Here is a 13,926-nt window from a genome sequence, read left to right as displayed (position 1 = left end):
TTCGCGGTTCCAGGTCTCGCGCTGCTCGGCCAGCGAGCGGGGCTCGTGCTTGGCCTCGCGGGTCTCCAGCGTCGCCTGCTGGGACAGCTGGATGGTCTCCACCGGCGTGGGCGGGCGGCCGTGGGTGGCCTGGAACGCGGCCGCGAGGACCTTGCGGCGGTCCTCGACGTTGGCGCGGCGCTTGGAGAAGCGGCGGTTGAGGTCGGGGTCGACGCCGACGATCTCGCGCACCGGTCGCTTGCGGGCGTCCTCGTTCGGGCGCTCCTCGAACCGCACGCCGAGGGCGTCGACCAGGTGGCGCTCGAGTGCGGTGTTGTAGGTCTCCGAGGCCGAGACGACCGCCTTGTGCAGCGGTCGGCCGTCGATGGCCAGCCACTTGCCGTCGAGGGTCTGGACCTTGTTCGCGACGGCGACGTGGGTGTGCAGGTCGGGGTCGCCGGAGCGGGAGTCGCGGTGGGTGAACGCGGTGGCCACCAGTCCGCGGACGTCGACCTGGCGGACGCCGTTGGTGCCGCGGCGGGTGAACAGCGCCTTGGACTCGATGAAGCCCAGGGCGTCCTTGATCGCCGCCTGGTGGGCCCGCTCGATCACCGCGGCGGTCTTCGGGTCGGCGATCGCCCACAGCACCGAGACGCTCTTGACCGGGGAGAAGGTCAGGTCGTAGCCGGCCACGGCGTTGGTCTTGGGGCGGGAGTGCTTGGCGATCGCGGCGGCGAGCTCGCGGGCGTCGGTGGGCTCGCGGCCGTGATCGGCACGGAAGAACTCGGTGCCGACCTCGGTGCGGATCTTGGCCCGGTCGGCCGCGGGGACCGGCCAGTCACCCGGCAGGCCGGCGGCCTCGTTGAGGGCCGCGATGCGCTTGGCGACCTCGATCCGGAAGGGGCTGATGTCGTTGTCGTAGACCTTGTACGGCGTGCCGAGCTGGCGGGCCGTCTTGTAGTCCGCGTCGGTCGGCCGGTCGACACCGTCGCGGCCGATGCGCAGGTCCAGCTCCTTGGTCCGCTGGGTGGCCAGCGGGTGGTGACCGGAGCCGAACAGCGCCTGCATGTGGTCGGCGGTGACGATGTCGCCGGCGTCGAGCCCTTCGAGTCCCTCCATGCCGGATCCGACCCAGACGCCGGGGGTCTCGCCCTTCTCGGTGTAGTAGCTCGCCAGCCCGGTGTGGCCCTTGTCGGTGGCGTCCATCGCTGCGACCTGGCGGGTCAGGTAGTCGTACCCCGACCCCGCCGTCAGCTTGTGGAGGCTCATCGTCACGGTCACCTACGTGCGCGCGGGTGCGCGGTGCGATCACTTCCGGCCGGATTTTTGATGTGTTCTTTCTATTCGGCAGACCGAGAATGCAAGAGGTGTGTGGCACTTGGAAGGTCGCGGAAATCAGGGGGGACGCTGAGGGGCGTCGGTGACGGCGAGGTCGTCGGGTTCGGGCTGGCTGGGGTGGATGGGTCGGGCTGGGTTCTGGCTGGGCTGGTTCGGGGGTCGAGGTCGTCGGGTTCGGAAGTTTCTTGGCCGGTGGTGATCGCACGGGCACCGGGATTTGTCGTAGGTGACTGTCAGAGTCCATGTCGACACGGAGTGAGGACCGGATGAGTCAGCAGACGATCAAGCAGCAGGCGCGGCGAACGGCGCGGGAGATGGCCGAGAAGCGGCGCAAGGAGCGCGAGGAGCGCGAGCGCCGGGTGATCGACCTGGCCGAACAGGTCATGGTCGCGATCGGTCAGCGGGACGCGGCGGTGGCCGAGACCGAGAAGCGCGCCGGTGAGGCGCTGCGGGAGTTGATCGAGGTCGAGGGCCTGTCCCTGGGCGAGGCCGTGGAGTGGTGCGGCGAGACGGTCACCGTGCGGGAGGCGACGCGGCTGCGGCGGCTCGCCAACGCGGACGGCGAGCCGAGCGACGACGTACGCGACGACGTGCGCGACGACGGCGCGGCGCTGGCGTCGGCCGGGAGCGGGGGAGCGGGTGCCGGTACGTCGGCTGGATGACGCCGGCCTCGCGGCGGTCGCGGCAGCGATCGCGGACCCGGCGGTGCTCACGCGCTACCGGGCGAAGGTCGCCACGGTGCCGGGCAGTGAGTGCCTGTGGTGGACCGGGGCGGTGGCCGGTCGCTCCGAGCGGGAGCGCACGGACGGCGGTGGCCATGGCCGGTTCTGGTACGCCCCGGGGCGGGTGATCATCGCTCACCGGTTCGCGTACGCAGTCATGCACGGCGTTGACGCGCTGGCGGAGGCGCGGCTGCTCGGGCACCGCTGCCACAACCCGCTGTGCCAGCGGATCGCGCCGGACCACGTCGTGGTGTCGAGCGCGGCGCAGAACCGCCGTGAGTGGTCGGTGCAGCGGCGGCTGCCGTACAGCCCGCTGGCCGACCCGCGCGGCCCGCGTCGACGCGCGCGGGAACTGCGTGACCTGGCGCGTGAGGACCCCCAGCTCGTAGCCGACGACCTTGCTCGGCTCCAGGAGCTGCTGGGCGAGCAGCTGACCTTGTGGTGACGGCCCGACGCCCACGCAGAAGGAGGCCCGCCGCGATGAGCGCTGCGGGCGTACTTGAGGGGGGGTCGGAATGGTCAGGCGGGTTCGCCGTCGAGGAGTCGACCGAGCGTCTCCCACAGGTCGAGGTAGCCGTCCGCGTCCTCGGGTGCCTGCTCGCCCCACCGGGCGTGAAGGTCGCGGATGCGGTCGAGCCGGTCCATGCGGTCGGGCAGCGCGGTGCGGGCAGCGGCCATGAACTCGACGTCGGGCGCGTGCTCGGGAACGTCGCCCCCGCGTGGGTACGTCTTGAAGCCGAGCCGCTGCCAGTGAGCACCGGCGTAGGCGACGAGGATGTTGTCCGGGATCAGGGCGTCGGTGGCGGTGGCGCGGATCTTGTCACCGGCGGGAGTCCAGGGGCCGGGGGTCGCGCGGGCCTCCAGCGCACGCAGCGTGGCGTCGTCGTCGCTCATGCTGGCTGGTCTTCCCGAGCGGTCGCGGCGGCGAAGTCGAGCCGCCCAGCGGCGGCGGTGGCCACGGCAGTGATCCGTGCGGCGAGCGCGCGCAACTCGGCGGGCGTGCCCTGGATCGCCACCACGTCGTCCCCGGCCAGCGTGAGGACCGGCTGGCGGTGCTCACCGGCTCCCACCCAGTCCTCGCCGGGGGTGAACACCTGGACGCTGGTCTCGCGGGCGGCCAGCCACTCGATGTGCGCGCTCACGGGGTCACCTCGGCGGGCGCGGTGCCGATGAGGCGGCGGAAAGCCTCCACGTCGGCCTCGAGAGAGAACAGGCGGCGGCGGTGCTGGTCGTTCTCCGTGCCGACCTCGGTCAGGACCTCGGCGAGGCCGTCGAGGAACGCCACGACGGCATCGGCGGTGACCGCCTCGCCCATCGCGGTCCACGGCTTCGGGACGCGGCTGCTGGCGGCGTACGGCATCGCCATCATGGCGGCGACGATGCGGCGCTGGTCGCGCTCGCTGATCACGGTGCCGGTCGGCTCCGGCTGGGTCTGCTCGGTCATCACTGCTCCTGTTCGGTAGTGCGAGTGGCGTGCAGGGTGTCCAGCGCCGTGGCGACGCTGGACAGGGCCGCGTCCAAGTGGGCGCGGGCGGTCTCGGGGGTCCACCGGCGCACGTCGCGCAGCCGGTGCTCGATGACGATCAGGTCGCAGGCCGTCTCGCTGAGGGTGTGCCGGTCCGTGGCGGCGTTCGCCTCGACGTCGGGGGCAGCGCCAGTCGACACGTTGTCCCGCTTCGCGATGGTGACGAACTGGTTGAGCGGCAGGGTGCGGGCGCCGAGGACCAAGGCTGCGATGTGGACCTCGCGCCCGGCGCGGCCGGGTTCGTCCACGGTCACCGTGGTGATGGGGAACGCGACTCCGGTGTCAGGGTCGACCAGAGTGTCGGTAGGTCGGAGATCCCACGCGCGAACCTGCTCGGTGGCGAGGTCAGTGTCGGTGGTCGTGTCGGCCATGGCTCCTCCTTCGTTTGGGCCGGTGGCGGGCCGGACTCGGGGTCTCAGCCCGCCACCGGAGGACTTGCGGGACGGACGGTCAGGCGGGGGCCAGCGCGGTCCAGGCGCGGCGCTTGATCCGGTCGGGGTCGTCGCTTGTGAGGACGCGGGTGGCGCGGGCGGTCTTCTCGTCGCCCTTGGTGCGGACCGGGGCGTAGTGGTCGACGTACTCCGCGACGGCCTGGTAGCCAGCCCACGCGGTGTCGCGGATGCCGGCCTGCGTGTCGGCGTCGGCGAAGAGCCAGTGCAGCCGGGAGCGGCGACGGCGCTCGGTCTCGCGCACGCGCTTGGTCGCGCTGGCCTCGGCCTTGCCGAACGTGGCGTCGATCAGGGCGTCGAACGCGGCGTCGGTCATGGTCTTCTGGATCAGCCGCTCAGCCTCGACCTGGAACGCGTCGACGTAGGTGAACGTCAGGCCGAGCGCGTCGCGGGCGGCCTGCACGGCGGCCTTGGCGTTGCGGGTGTGCCGGATCGAGAACGACGACTCGTGGTTGCGCAGCGCCGCGCTCTGGGTGTTCGCGCACACGACGCGGACCGGGGTCACGAGGATGCGAAACGCGCTGGAGCCGTCGTGGCTGTTGAGCGCGGCGATGTTCAGGTCGACGCGGTCGGTGCCGCCGACGGTGAGCGAGTCCGGCAGCTGCATGGTGATGAACACCTGCCGACCGCCGCGCAGCGACCCGGCGGTGTCGAAGATCGCGCCGGACTCGTCGGCCAGCAGGTTCAGGAACTCGGCGTGGTCCTCGTTCTGCAGCGGCGTGTAGCCGCCGCCCACGACGCCGAGCGCCTCGGGCTCGCCGGTGAACGGGTTGGTGCGCACCGTGGCGAAGCCGGGGACCTCGATCGCGGTGACGCCGCCCTCGCTCACCTCGGCGGTGGTGAGCGGCAACTTGCGGACGTTCCAGCCGCCCAGGTGACCGAGCCGCATGGCCTCATCGGCGGTGAACGCGCGGTCGCGGACGGTGGTGCCCAGGCGGTGCCAGGCGTCCTTGCGGGCGAAGACGGCGGCGGCCTGCGTGCCGTTGGTCTCGATCTCGTGTGACATGTCGGGGTCCTCCCGGGTAGCGGATCAAACGAACTGAGTTCATTCTATGGTTTCTATTCCACTAAGGGCGGTTCTCCACAGGGAGAACCGCCCTCGGGTGGGGGAGGGGTGACGGGTCAGGCGGCGCTGTCGCTGGCCTCGTCAGCGTTGTCGTCGGCGGCGTCGCTGGCGTCCTCGCCGGTGGTCGGCTGCTCCTCGCCGAGCAGGATCCGCTCGACCTCGCTGGGCTGGTAGCCCCACTCCACGAGCGCGCCGAGCACGCGGGCGTCCCACGCGCTCGGGTTGCGCCACGAGTGCTTGCCGGTCGTCGCCTCCCACGCCGCCACGACCGCCGCGAGCGTGGTCATGGTCGCGGCCTTCGGCGTGCTCGCCTTGGTGGCGATCTTGCGGCACTCCTCCGGGCCAGCGCCGTAGTAGAAGCCAGTCGGCACGTCGACCCCGAACAGGGTGAACAGCATCGGGTGGCGGTGATCCATGGCCTTGCTCAGCGAGTGGTGGCCGGTGACGACGGCCTCGCAGATCAGGGCCTCGGCTCCCTTCGGGGCGGTCTTGCGAGCCACGAACCCGGCCAGCCACTCGCGGCGCACCGTCTCCGCGCTCGCCCACGCCTTGTTGTTGGCGATCACGCGGCGGCGCTCCTGGCGCTGCTGCTCGCGCTGGGCCTCGGCCTCCTCCTCGTTCTCGCCCTCGTCGCTGCTGTCGGCGGTGCTGCTGCCGGAGCCGCCGCGACGACGCAGGCCGGAGGCGGCGAGGTCGGTCACGACCCAGACCGGCACGTACTGCTGGTAGGGCTCGGCGGGCTCGTAGTCCTCGCTCTCCTCGTCGCTGCCGTCCTCGCTCTCCTCGTCGTACTCGTCGTCGGGGTAGACCCACTCCTTGACAACGTGGACGCGAGCGCCGGGGACGTTGGGCCACTCGTCCTCGGCCAGCGGCTCGCCGTCCTCGGTGACCAGCCGCTCGATGCGCAGCACCTCGTCGGCCTGCTCGATCTCCTCGGCGGTCAGGATCGGCAGGCCCTCGGCGCGCAGGCGCTCGACCTCGGCGGCGTCGGCCTCGCGCTCGGCGGCTTCGTCGCGCAGCCGCTGGGCCTCGTGGGCGAGCGAGCGCCGCCACCGCTTGGCGTTCTCCAGCCGCTCGACGGCCTCGGGGTCGTGCTCGAACTCGGCGAAGATCGCGGCCTCTTCCAGGGTCAGGTCGCCGGAGTCGAGGCGGTTGCGGCTCTGGTCGGCCTTGGTGACCGCCAGGGCGGCGTTCACGGTCGGGCGGTCGATGCTGGTGCGCTTGGCGATCTGCGCGGCGCTCACGCCGAGCAGGGCCAGCTGCTCCACGCCCGCGACGATCTCGGCCTCGCGCATCCCGGCCCGGTGGATGTTCTCGACCATCTGGTCACCGATCCGGTCGGCGTCGGCGGGCTGGGGTACGACGCGGGCCGGGATCAGGCCGGTCGGGGTGCCGACCTCGGCGGCGGTCACGGTGCGGCGCTGGCCGCGCAGCAGGACGTACTGTCCGTCCTCGTCGCGGTAGACCGTGACGGCCTCCAGCACGCCGCGCTCCTTGATCGACTTGCGGAACTCCTTGTGGTCGGGCCGCAGGTCGGTGCGGACGTTGGTGCCGATGATGATCGCGGCGGGGTCGAGGTGCAGGAACTCCTCGGACTGGACGGCCTCGGTGGCCTCGTCGGCGGCGCTGTCGGCGGGGGCCTGGATGGTGTCGGTCATGCTGCTGTCCTCCATAGGTAGAATAGAAAGAACTGACATGACCTAGTCTCCCAACGGGGGCCGATACCTACCGGGCCGCAGGGCGAACCTGTGGAAAGGTGGGCACGTCCGGAGGGTGGGGGAAGACCCCTGCTGTCACCGGGCGCGGACTCCGCTGCGGCGGCGCGGCGCAGCTGCACCTCGTAGCTGTCTGGACGGAAGGAATCGAGCGAGAGTGGGAACGGCTGCACACGGCCCCGCCCGGGAATGCAGCGGCGTTGGTGTTAGCCGCTGCAGCTCGCCGGCGGTCGCCCCCGGCACGCGGGGCAGGGGAGTGGCTGAGGTGGTGGTGGCGTGACGAGCCAGACCGCGATCCCGGTCGGGATCTACTGGAAGCCCGGCGTGTGGGACCTCGCCCGCTCGGCGTACGTCGCCGACCTGGACACCGATCCAGAGTCGCCCGGTTCGTTCGTCGGCTGGCTCGCCCAGGCGCTCGAGCTGCACGCCCGACGATCGCCCCAACAGCGGGCCGAGCTCGCGGCCGCCGGCGAGAACCATCCCGCGCTGGTCAGCGTGACCCGCAAGAGCTTCAACAAGAAGCACGACCTGCCGGCCTCGACGATGGAGACGGTCGAGGACGCCCTGGTTGCCGATCGCCAGGAGCTCGGCCGGATGCTCGCCCGGTCTGCATTCGCCCAGGAGGCGGTCATCGCCGCGGCCGAGCACTCCCGACGCCGGCTCGGCCGCGAGCTGCCGCCACCTCCGCAGAAGCTCAGCAACCGACCGCCGCGGCGCCGTCCGACTACGTAGCTGGCCAGGCCCGTCGGCACGGTTGTGTCGGCGGCTGCGCCTAGCGTCCTTCCCAGCGCCCCGATCCGGTACCCGAGAGCCGGTCGGGGCGCTTCTTTGCGCCCGCCGGCGAGCGCCTAGGCCCCCCTGCGACCTCGAGCGAATCCGAAACAAGTTCGGGCCAGGTGATCGCTGCCGGGCCTTGAGCGGACCTAGGTGACTGCGGGACCGATTTCCGTCTCGCCGTCACCTAGGAGGAAGTCATGTCCACCAACGTCACCTTCGCCGGCAACCTGGCCGAGGCTCCCGAACTGCACTACACCCGCGAGAACAAGCCGTTCGTCAGCTGCCGGGTCCTGGTCAACCGGCGCGTGCAGAACGACGAGGGGGAGTGGGTCAACGACGAGCCCACCGCACACAACGTGAAGATCTTCGGCTCGGCCGCCACACACGTCCACGACAGCTGCGGATCCGGCGACCCGATCTTCGTCCACGGCCTCGAGCGCACCGAGAGCTGGCCGGACAAGGAGACCGGCGAGAAGCGAACCAAGGACGTCGTGGTCGTCGACAACCGCTTCGGCGAGGTCGGTGTCTCGCTCAAGTACGTCTCCGCGCGCATCGAGCGCACCACCCGCCCGGCCCAGGCCAGCTGAGCCGTAAGGAGGAACGATTCGATGGATCTCGTCGTACAGTCCCCGGACGAGCTGCTCGCCGCGGTGCCCCACGTCCTGGGCTTCAAACCCGAGGAGTCGATCGTCCTGGTGCCGTTCCGGCCCGGACTGCCGATCACCCGCGTCGACCTCCCAACCACCGCCGCCGACCGCGAGGCGGTCTGGGACGCCGTCAGCGGCCCCTACGGCCGTCACGCCCGCCCCGGAGCCCGGCTGGCCATCCTCTGCTTCACCGAGGACCGCCGCAGCGCCGAGCTGGCCAGCCAGCACCTGTCCAACCGCCTCGAGACCGTGGGCATCACCACCCACATCCGACTGTGGTCCGACGGCGAGCGCTGGCGCGAGTTCAACACCGGCCAGACCGGCCTGCAGACCCAGGCGACCGCCGATCGGATCGCGGCCGCGACCGTGCTCACCGGCGCCGCCCAGCCGGCGGCCAACCGCGCCTCACTGGCGGCCTCCATGGTCGGAGACCGCGAGCCGATCGCCCAGCTGATCCCCGCAGCTCGAGCAGCAGCCTCCGCCAGCAGCCCCGCCGTCGAGCAGGACTGGGCATTGGACCGCCTCGAGCAATTCCACGCCGACGGCAACCGGCTCTCCGACGTCGACGGGGCCCGGATGCTCGTCGCCCTGGAGACGATCAGCACCCGCGACGCGCTCTGGGAGGACATGAGCCGGGAGAACCACACCTCCCACATGGCGCTCTGGAACGACCTCACTCGCCGCGCGCCCGACGAGGTCCGCGCGGCCCCGGCCTCCATGCTCGGCTTCGCCAGCTGGCTTCACGGCGACGGCGCCAAGGCCTGGTGCGCGCTGGACCAGGTCCCCGCCGACCGGCCCTACTCCATGGCCGCCATCGTCGCCTCTGCCCTGCAGAACGGCATCCACCCGCGCGAGTGGGAGAGGTACCAGACCCAGATGCGCGACCTCGCCGGCGAGCTCGACGAGTCCTTCGTCCCCCAGCCTCCGAGCCAGCAGCGCGACCTACCGGGCACCCGGCCCACCACCGACCGCCCCGCCCCGGGCCGCTGAGGAGGAAACCGCCATGAACCACGACGACACCGACCCGATCGCCCAGGCCCAGCCCAGCGCCACCGAGCGCCAGCTGCGCCGCCTGGTGGTGCCCGAGCCCGCGGCCTACGCCCCCGCCAAGCGCCTAGACGTCATCCACGACCCCGACCTCGAGCTGCTGTGGGGAGGCCAGGCATGAGCGGCGACGTCGACGAGGCCGACCGGCTAGCCAGAGTGACCCTGAGCCGGGCGATCGAGCCCGGCGACCTCCGCGTCACCGGCCTGGTCAGCGAGCTCGGCGCCAGCAAGGTCCTCGGCTACCTCGAGGCCGCGGCCGAGGTCGAGTCTCACTGGGGCTTCGGGATCGCCCAGGAGCTCGGCCGCGTCGACCCCGCCCAGGTCCTCGAGCAGGCAGCCGCCCGCGGCATCCGCTTCATCATCCCCGGCGACGTCGAGTGGCCCACCCAGCTCGGCGCCCTCCGCGACGCCGGCGCCCTCCACGACCGCGGCGGTGAACCCGTCGGCGTGTGGGTCCTCGGATCACACGACCTGCGCCACCTCGCCGGCAACGCCGTCGCGGTCGTCGGCTCACGAGCCGCCACCAGCTACGGCACCGAACAGGCCACCGAGCTGAGCCGCGACCTCGCGACGATGGGCCACACCGTCATCAGCGGGGCCGCGTTCGGCGTCGACCAGGCCGCACACCGCGGCGCCCTCCTCGCGGGCGGCCCGACCATCGCAGTCATGCCCGGCGGCGTCGACCGGCCCTACCCGGCCGCGCACGCCCAACTGCTCGAGACGATCGCCGAACGCGGCCTGGTCGTCTCGGAAGCACCGCCGGGCGCCGGACCAACCCGGAGCCGCTTCCTGGCACGGAACCGGATCACCGCCGGCCTCGCCGAGGGCACCGTGGTCGTCGAGGGAGCCGTACGCAGCGGCGCGATGACCACCGCCCACTGGACTACCAACCTGCACCGGCCCCTCCTGGGCGTCCCCGGCCCCGTCAGCAGCGTGTCCTCCACCGGCGTTAACCAGCTGATACGACTCGGGTCTGCCAGCGCGGTCACCAACGCTCAAGACGTCATCACCGACGTCATGACCCACGCCGCCCGGGCCGCCGGCGAGGGTGCCAACGTGGTCGACGAGTCGTTCGTCCCCGGTCCCGTGCGGTCCCTCCCGCGGGCGGTTCCCGCGGGCGCTTCGCCGTCCGTCGCTCCGCGTCGGTGACCGCCTTCGCGGCCCCTGTGGATAACCCGATTCGTGTCGGGATCCGCACCTACTCTGCTGAGAGCTCCTAGGTCCTGGTCGACGACGTCGACCAGGACCGCACTCGGGAGCAACACCCAACCCAAGCCGCCCGAACGTCGCAGGAAGGAACCGCCCGTGATCACCCTGACCACCCAGCCGCCGGCTGTCCGCGTCGACTGGATGTGGACCGTCAGCGTCGAGCGCGTCTTGGACGCAGCACCCGACCTGCTCACCTGGGCCAACGCACCTCGCGCCGAATGAGCCGACGATGCGCTCGAGGAGCTCGACGACGAGAACGCGGTGCCACCCTCTGCAGCGCAATCCAATAGCAAATCGCGGGCGAAATCACAGGCTGAATCAAACTGGCAGGAGCGGGAGTTGATGCATCTACTTCTACTCCCGTTGGTTAACCGCCGATAACTTAGATTATGTCAACCTCTAGTCTGCGTATTGCATCGGATGAATCAACCGCGAAGGCGTCGCTCCACTACCCGGACCGGTCGGGAAAGCACTGTTGACCTGCAGGAATGCTGCAGCGACAGGGTGGTTTGTGGGCAGTGACCGCCACCTGTGTCGGCAGGTTCGTTACGACTGGCGGCTGCCGCGACACGCCGCTGACCTGCATGAATATCCCATCACCGGCGGCATCGTTGCTGGCGCCACCGGCATGCGCAGCGTCTTCATCTGTACCGCAGGTGTTCTCTTCAGCGCGGCGATGCTGAATCTTGTCGCGACACGGCGGATCAACTCTCGGGCGACTGCCTAGCGACCGACGGGCGTCTCGGCGCTTCGCCCGGCGGAGTACGGCCGGACTTGATACGCAGGGTGTCCACTAAGGGCGTCGGAGCCCTCGTGGTCAGCGCAGCCCCTCGGACACGCACGATCGACGTCGTCCAACGCCTCAAGGTCGCGCGCGCTGCGATCGACGAGGCGCTTGCAGCCCTTGCCGAGGCTGCCCCGGTCGCGGACGAGACAGCGACCACCTACCGCTGTGGCTTCTGTGACGCGACGTTGTCCAGTTCGGATCAGGCCGGGCTCGTGGCCTGGGCCGACGGGCACACCGACAACGAGCACCCCGAAGATCGGGACTGGCCGAACACCTACTCGATCTACTACCCCAACCACCCGCCGCTCCAGCCGCCGCAGGTCTACTACCGCTGGCCCGGAGGGAAGTCGAACTACCCGAGCGAGCGCCGCTGAGCACTCGTCGCGGCCGCTGTGGAAAACGAACGGAGTGTCGGACGCATGAGCCAGACTGCAGAAGAGCTCGACGACAGGAGATCGCGATGAGCACCGAGCTGCCCACGTTCGAGGACATGCGCCGGCGGGCGCACAGACTCCTCGGTGACGCCGAGGACGAGCTGCGCTCAGATTGGCGCTCCGGCACCGGGCCCACCCACGAGCAGAGTCAGGCGGCCCTCGAGGCCCGCCAGCTGCTCGCCCAGGCGAAGGCCGCGCTCGACCGCGCGGCGCGTTGATCGGCTACGTGACGACATGGCCACGTACCGACACACCATCCACTACATCGTTCGCGTCATCGAACGTCCGGCCAGCGATGACCGGGAGACCTGGTTCGCCGGCCCATTTGGGTCCACCGAGGCCGACCACGTCGCCAGCGAGCTCGAGCACGCGGCCGACCACGACCGCGAGTGCTACGTAGAGCAGCTGTTCGCCCGCGAGGAGGGCTGACCCATGACCACCTCCGCCGCAACGCGCGACGACCTGGTCGCCATGGCGACCTTCCCACTGACCCGGCCTGGTGAGAACACCGTTCCGATCCGGATGCAGACCGAGCACCTGGCGGCCGTCGAAAGCAACCTCGACCAACGCGGCGTCCCGGCCGAGGTCGTCGAGAAGTACTTCCTCGGACTCCACCGCTGCGACGAACTGCCGCTCGAGCTGTGGATCGGCATGATCACCGACGCGTACAACCTCGCCACCGCGACGGCCACCGCCCCCTCCTACGTCGCCGCCCTCGCCATCGAATGGGCCGCCAGTGATCCGCTCGAGCGCTGGGTCAGCGCTGCCCCCGATGGGCCCGGGCCGCTCAGGGACACCATCAGCGAGTACCTCGGTGGCCACAACCCCTTCCCCGACGGGCTGCGCGTCGACGTCCAAGGCCGCGATGACGCCGACAGCTGGGTGCCCGGCACCATCGTGGAGCGCACCGCCGTCGACGAATGGACTGTCGAGTTCGATGACGGCGAGCAGGTCTGGCGCGACCACCAGGAGCTGCGCCCCCACTCCCCAGAGGCCAGCTGACGAGGTGGCAGCTCGACCTTGGCGCGAGAAGCGCGTCGATGACCTCCTCGCTGCTGTATCCGACCTCGGCATGACGATGTCCCGCGCGGCCGCCGGTGACCTGCTCGACGCACGGGTCCAGTTCGTCGCCGAGCAGATGCGCGTCACCCCCGCCACCGCGCGCACCTACCTCACCGATGAGGCACTAACCGGCATGGCCAGGGAGATCGTCTTCGGGTTCGCCGACGAGACTCCGGGCGCGGACCTGATGGCCGCACCGCGCACCGCCGCCGTTCCCGTGAGGTTCGCAGGCACGGTGTTCGCCGGCCTGGGCGAGGTCATCCGCATCCTCCTCGTCGAACGCGACGACCTCGAGCACACGCGTGACCGGGTGGCGCAGGTCGCCCACGCCCAGAGCTACCTCGGCCTGCTGATCCGCGACCAGGTCGCCACCACCGGCTTCTACGACGAGCCGTCGGTCCAAATGCCCCCGGCACTACTGCTGCGCCTGGCGCGCGTCCTCGAGACCGCAGCCGACCTGGTGGAAGCGGGCCTGATCGGCTACGAGGCGGACCCTCAGGAAAGCGCCGGACTCCCCTCGGCGTTCCGCCGCGATGTCGACCTGCTGCGCACCATGGCCAGCCAGGAGCAGCAGTGACAGCCCCAGCTGGCGGGACCGCGCTGACGCTCTACGCCACGGTGCAGGAGATCCCGCCCGACCACCGCGGCGGCTACACCCTCGGCCGAGACGAGCTGATCGTCGAGGACGTCGACTACGACCAGGCGCTCGAGGCCGCCCGCCGGCGCGTCCCCGAGGGCTGGCGGATCATCGCCCTGCGGGTCGAGCGCGACCCCGTCCCCTCCGGCTGATCGCTCCCGGCCCTCCTACGCACCTAGGTGACCAGGAAGCGAGGTGGACCATGAGCACTTCCCCAGCCGAGAACCCGGTCCCCGGAGTCGTCACCTTCACCGCCCGCGGCAACGCCGCCCTCGACCAGCTGGCCGAGGCCCTGGTGGCCGGGTGCGACGGCTCCCCCACGAGCATCGCCGACATCCTCGAGCGGGTCCTGGAGGCCGACGTAGAGGACCTGGCCGAATCGCTGAGCGAGGCGACCCAGCCAGCCGCGGCCGCCGCCCCGGCGGATTTGGACGTAGAGGAGGTCGGGCCTCCCTCCGAGAGCCCCGATGAGGCCGCCCGCCGTCGGCTCTCACCACGGGCACCACACGCCGGCGGCAGCCCGGGCACACCC

23 protein-coding genes are annotated in these 13,926 nt (G+C 71.0%); 16 read left to right on the top strand and 7 right to left on the bottom strand.

What is annotated here, in order from left to right; all coding sequences use genetic code 11:
- The coding region (gene mobF / locus FHU40_RS27590) for a MobF family relaxase (protein WP_183595692.1) at window positions 1-1,248 on the bottom strand (1,248 nt) is incomplete at its 3' end.
- A 335-nt stretch (window positions 1,249-1,583) separates the two neighbouring features.
- Here mobF and FHU40_RS27585 point away from each other — a divergent pair.
- Both FHU40_RS27585 and FHU40_RS27580 read left to right on the top strand, forming a co-directional pair.
- A complete protein-coding gene (locus FHU40_RS27585; protein WP_183595609.1) occupies window positions 1,584-1,979 on the top strand; it encodes a hypothetical protein in 396 nt (131 codons plus the stop codon).
- Entirely contained in the window at window positions 1,957-2,484 is a 528-nt protein-coding gene (locus FHU40_RS27580) for a hypothetical protein (protein ID WP_183595610.1), read from the top strand. Before FHU40_RS27585 ends, FHU40_RS27580 begins: the two co-directional genes overlap by 23 nt.
- Window positions 2,485-2,558: 74 nt before the next feature.
- Here FHU40_RS27580 and FHU40_RS27575 read toward each other — a convergent pair whose 3' ends face one another.
- The 6 genes from FHU40_RS27575 to FHU40_RS27550 all read right to left on the bottom strand — a co-directional run bounded on the left by FHU40_RS27575 (window position 2,559) and on the right by FHU40_RS27550 (window position 6,737).
- Complete coding sequence (locus FHU40_RS27575) at window positions 2,559-2,933, bottom strand: hypothetical protein (RefSeq protein ID WP_183595611.1); 375 nt, start codon at window positions 2,931-2,933, stop codon at window positions 2,559-2,561.
- Window positions 2,930-3,181, bottom strand: a complete 252-nt coding sequence (locus tag FHU40_RS27570; RefSeq protein WP_183595612.1) for a hypothetical protein — start codon at window positions 3,179-3,181, stop codon at window positions 2,930-2,932. Before FHU40_RS27570 ends, FHU40_RS27575 begins: the two co-directional genes overlap by 4 nt.
- Window positions 3,178-3,483: a hypothetical protein gene (locus FHU40_RS27565; protein ID WP_183595691.1), complete on the bottom strand. Its 306-nt coding sequence runs from the start codon at window positions 3,481-3,483 to the stop codon at window positions 3,178-3,180. The genes FHU40_RS27570 and FHU40_RS27565 overlap by 4 nt, the downstream gene beginning before the upstream one ends.
- A complete protein-coding gene (locus FHU40_RS27560) occupies window positions 3,483-3,935 on the bottom strand; it encodes a hypothetical protein (protein ID WP_183595690.1) in 453 nt (150 codons plus the stop codon). The genes FHU40_RS27565 and FHU40_RS27560 overlap by 1 nt, the downstream gene beginning before the upstream one ends.
- 79 nt (window positions 3,936-4,014) lie before the next feature.
- Entirely contained in the window at window positions 4,015-5,019 is a 1,005-nt protein-coding gene (locus FHU40_RS27555; protein ID WP_183595689.1) for a DUF932 domain-containing protein, read from the bottom strand.
- A 116-nt stretch (window positions 5,020-5,135) separates the two neighbouring features.
- Window positions 5,136-6,737, bottom strand: a complete 1,602-nt coding sequence (locus FHU40_RS27550; RefSeq protein WP_183595688.1) for a ParB/RepB/Spo0J family partition protein — start codon at window positions 6,735-6,737, stop codon at window positions 5,136-5,138.
- Between the two features lie 333 nt (window positions 6,738-7,070).
- Here FHU40_RS27550 and FHU40_RS27545 point away from each other — a divergent pair, with 333 nt between their 5' ends.
- From FHU40_RS27545 to FHU40_RS27485, 14 genes are all read left to right on the top strand, one after another.
- A complete protein-coding gene (locus FHU40_RS27545; RefSeq protein WP_183595687.1) occupies window positions 7,071-7,526 on the top strand; it encodes a hypothetical protein in 456 nt (151 codons plus the stop codon).
- A 242-nt stretch (window positions 7,527-7,768) separates the two neighbouring features.
- Entirely contained in the window at window positions 7,769-8,158 is a 390-nt protein-coding gene (locus FHU40_RS27540) for a single-stranded DNA-binding protein (protein WP_183595686.1), read from the top strand.
- 21 nt (window positions 8,159-8,179) lie between these two features.
- The gene (locus tag FHU40_RS27535; protein WP_183595685.1) at window positions 8,180-9,208 is read left to right on the top strand and encodes a DUF4192 domain-containing protein; all 1,029 of its coding nucleotides are present in this window, start codon (window positions 8,180-8,182) and stop codon (window positions 9,206-9,208) included.
- 13 nt (window positions 9,209-9,221) lie between these two features.
- Window positions 9,222-9,386 carry a hypothetical protein gene (locus FHU40_RS27530; protein WP_183595684.1) on the top strand — a complete coding sequence of 55 codons (165 nt, stop codon included), beginning with the start codon at window positions 9,222-9,224 and terminating at the stop codon, window positions 9,384-9,386.
- Window positions 9,383-10,414, top strand: a complete 1,032-nt coding sequence (gene dprA / locus FHU40_RS27525) for a DNA-processing protein DprA (RefSeq protein WP_183595683.1) — start codon at window positions 9,383-9,385, stop codon at window positions 10,412-10,414. The genes FHU40_RS27530 and dprA overlap by 4 nt, the downstream gene beginning before the upstream one ends.
- A 156-nt stretch (window positions 10,415-10,570) precedes the next feature.
- Window positions 10,571-10,696, top strand: coding sequence for a hypothetical protein (locus FHU40_RS29255; protein WP_281374907.1), 126 nt, complete (start codon window positions 10,571-10,573; stop codon window positions 10,694-10,696).
- Window positions 10,697-10,985: 289 nt separating this feature from the next.
- Window positions 10,986-11,201, top strand: a complete 216-nt coding sequence (locus FHU40_RS27520) for a hypothetical protein (protein WP_183595682.1) — start codon at window positions 10,986-10,988, stop codon at window positions 11,199-11,201.
- An 86-nt stretch (window positions 11,202-11,287) separates the two neighbouring features.
- On the top strand, window positions 11,288-11,635 hold the full coding sequence (locus FHU40_RS27515) for a hypothetical protein (protein ID WP_183595681.1): 348 nt from the start codon (window positions 11,288-11,290) through the stop codon (window positions 11,633-11,635).
- Between the two features lie 86 nt (window positions 11,636-11,721).
- Window positions 11,722-11,913, top strand: coding sequence for a hypothetical protein (locus tag FHU40_RS27510; RefSeq protein ID WP_183595680.1), 192 nt, complete (start codon window positions 11,722-11,724; stop codon window positions 11,911-11,913).
- Window positions 11,914-11,929: 16 nt separating this feature from the next.
- Window positions 11,930-12,124 (top strand): hypothetical protein, encoded by a 195-nt coding sequence (locus tag FHU40_RS27505; RefSeq protein WP_183595679.1) that lies wholly within the window; start codon window positions 11,930-11,932, stop codon window positions 12,122-12,124.
- Between the two features lie 3 nt (window positions 12,125-12,127).
- Window positions 12,128-12,697, top strand: coding sequence for a tudor domain-containing protein (locus FHU40_RS28740; RefSeq protein ID WP_246391639.1), 570 nt, complete (start codon window positions 12,128-12,130; stop codon window positions 12,695-12,697).
- A gap of 70 nt (window positions 12,698-12,767) precedes the next feature.
- Complete coding sequence (locus tag FHU40_RS27495; RefSeq protein ID WP_183595678.1) at window positions 12,768-13,334, top strand: hypothetical protein; 567 nt, start codon at window positions 12,768-12,770, stop codon at window positions 13,332-13,334.
- Window positions 13,331-13,546: a hypothetical protein gene (locus tag FHU40_RS27490; RefSeq protein ID WP_343058082.1), complete on the top strand. Its 216-nt coding sequence runs from the start codon at window positions 13,331-13,333 to the stop codon at window positions 13,544-13,546. The genes FHU40_RS27495 and FHU40_RS27490 overlap by 4 nt, the downstream gene beginning before the upstream one ends.
- A gap of 50 nt (window positions 13,547-13,596) precedes the next feature.
- A partial coding sequence (locus FHU40_RS27485) for a hypothetical protein (protein ID WP_221200370.1) occupies window positions 13,597-13,926 on the top strand: 330 nt, incomplete at its 3' end.

This window comes from Nocardioides soli (assembly GCF_014191495.1).
GTDB classification, from domain to species: Bacteria; Actinomycetota; Actinomycetes; order Propionibacteriales; family Nocardioidaceae; genus Nocardioides; species Nocardioides soli.
The sequence above is the reverse complement of the archived record's forward strand: the minus strand, read 5'-3'. Positions and strand labels throughout refer to the sequence as shown.

What these genes read in the sequence shown, in the direction of transcription:
- FHU40_RS27585 (WP_183595609.1), top strand. Translation starts at nt 1,584, where the DNA reads ATGAGTCAGCAGACGATCAAGCAGCAGGCGCGGCGAACGGCGCGGGAG.
- FHU40_RS28740 (WP_246391639.1), top strand. Translation starts at nt 12,128, where the DNA reads ATGACCACCTCCGCCGCAACGCGCGACGACCTGGTCGCCATGGCGACC.
- FHU40_RS27555 (WP_183595689.1), bottom strand. Translation starts at nt 5,019, where the DNA reads ATGTCACACGAGATCGAGACCAACGGCACGCAGGCCGCCGCCGTCTTC.
- FHU40_RS27495 (WP_183595678.1), top strand. Translation starts at nt 12,768, where the DNA reads ATGACGATGTCCCGCGCGGCCGCCGGTGACCTGCTCGACGCACGGGTC.
- FHU40_RS27575 (WP_183595611.1), bottom strand. Translation starts at nt 2,933, where the DNA reads ATGAGCGACGACGACGCCACGCTGCGTGCGCTGGAGGCCCGCGCGACC.
- FHU40_RS27535 (WP_183595685.1), top strand. Translation starts at nt 8,180, where the DNA reads ATGGATCTCGTCGTACAGTCCCCGGACGAGCTGCTCGCCGCGGTGCCC.
- FHU40_RS27510 (WP_183595680.1), top strand. Translation starts at nt 11,722, where the DNA reads ATGAGCACCGAGCTGCCCACGTTCGAGGACATGCGCCGGCGGGCGCAC.
- FHU40_RS27540 (WP_183595686.1), top strand. Translation starts at nt 7,769, where the DNA reads ATGTCCACCAACGTCACCTTCGCCGGCAACCTGGCCGAGGCTCCCGAA.
- FHU40_RS27505 (WP_183595679.1), top strand. Translation starts at nt 11,930, where the DNA reads ATGGCCACGTACCGACACACCATCCACTACATCGTTCGCGTCATCGAA.
- FHU40_RS27560 (WP_183595690.1), bottom strand. Translation starts at nt 3,935, where the DNA reads ATGGCCGACACGACCACCGACACTGACCTCGCCACCGAGCAGGTTCGC.
- dprA (WP_183595683.1), top strand. Translation starts at nt 9,383, where the DNA reads ATGAGCGGCGACGTCGACGAGGCCGACCGGCTAGCCAGAGTGACCCTG.
- FHU40_RS27550 (WP_183595688.1), bottom strand. Translation starts at nt 6,737, where the DNA reads ATGACCGACACCATCCAGGCCCCCGCCGACAGCGCCGCCGACGAGGCC.
- FHU40_RS27565 (WP_183595691.1), bottom strand. Translation starts at nt 3,483, where the DNA reads ATGACCGAGCAGACCCAGCCGGAGCCGACCGGCACCGTGATCAGCGAG.
- FHU40_RS27530 (WP_183595684.1), top strand. Translation starts at nt 9,222, where the DNA reads ATGAACCACGACGACACCGACCCGATCGCCCAGGCCCAGCCCAGCGCC.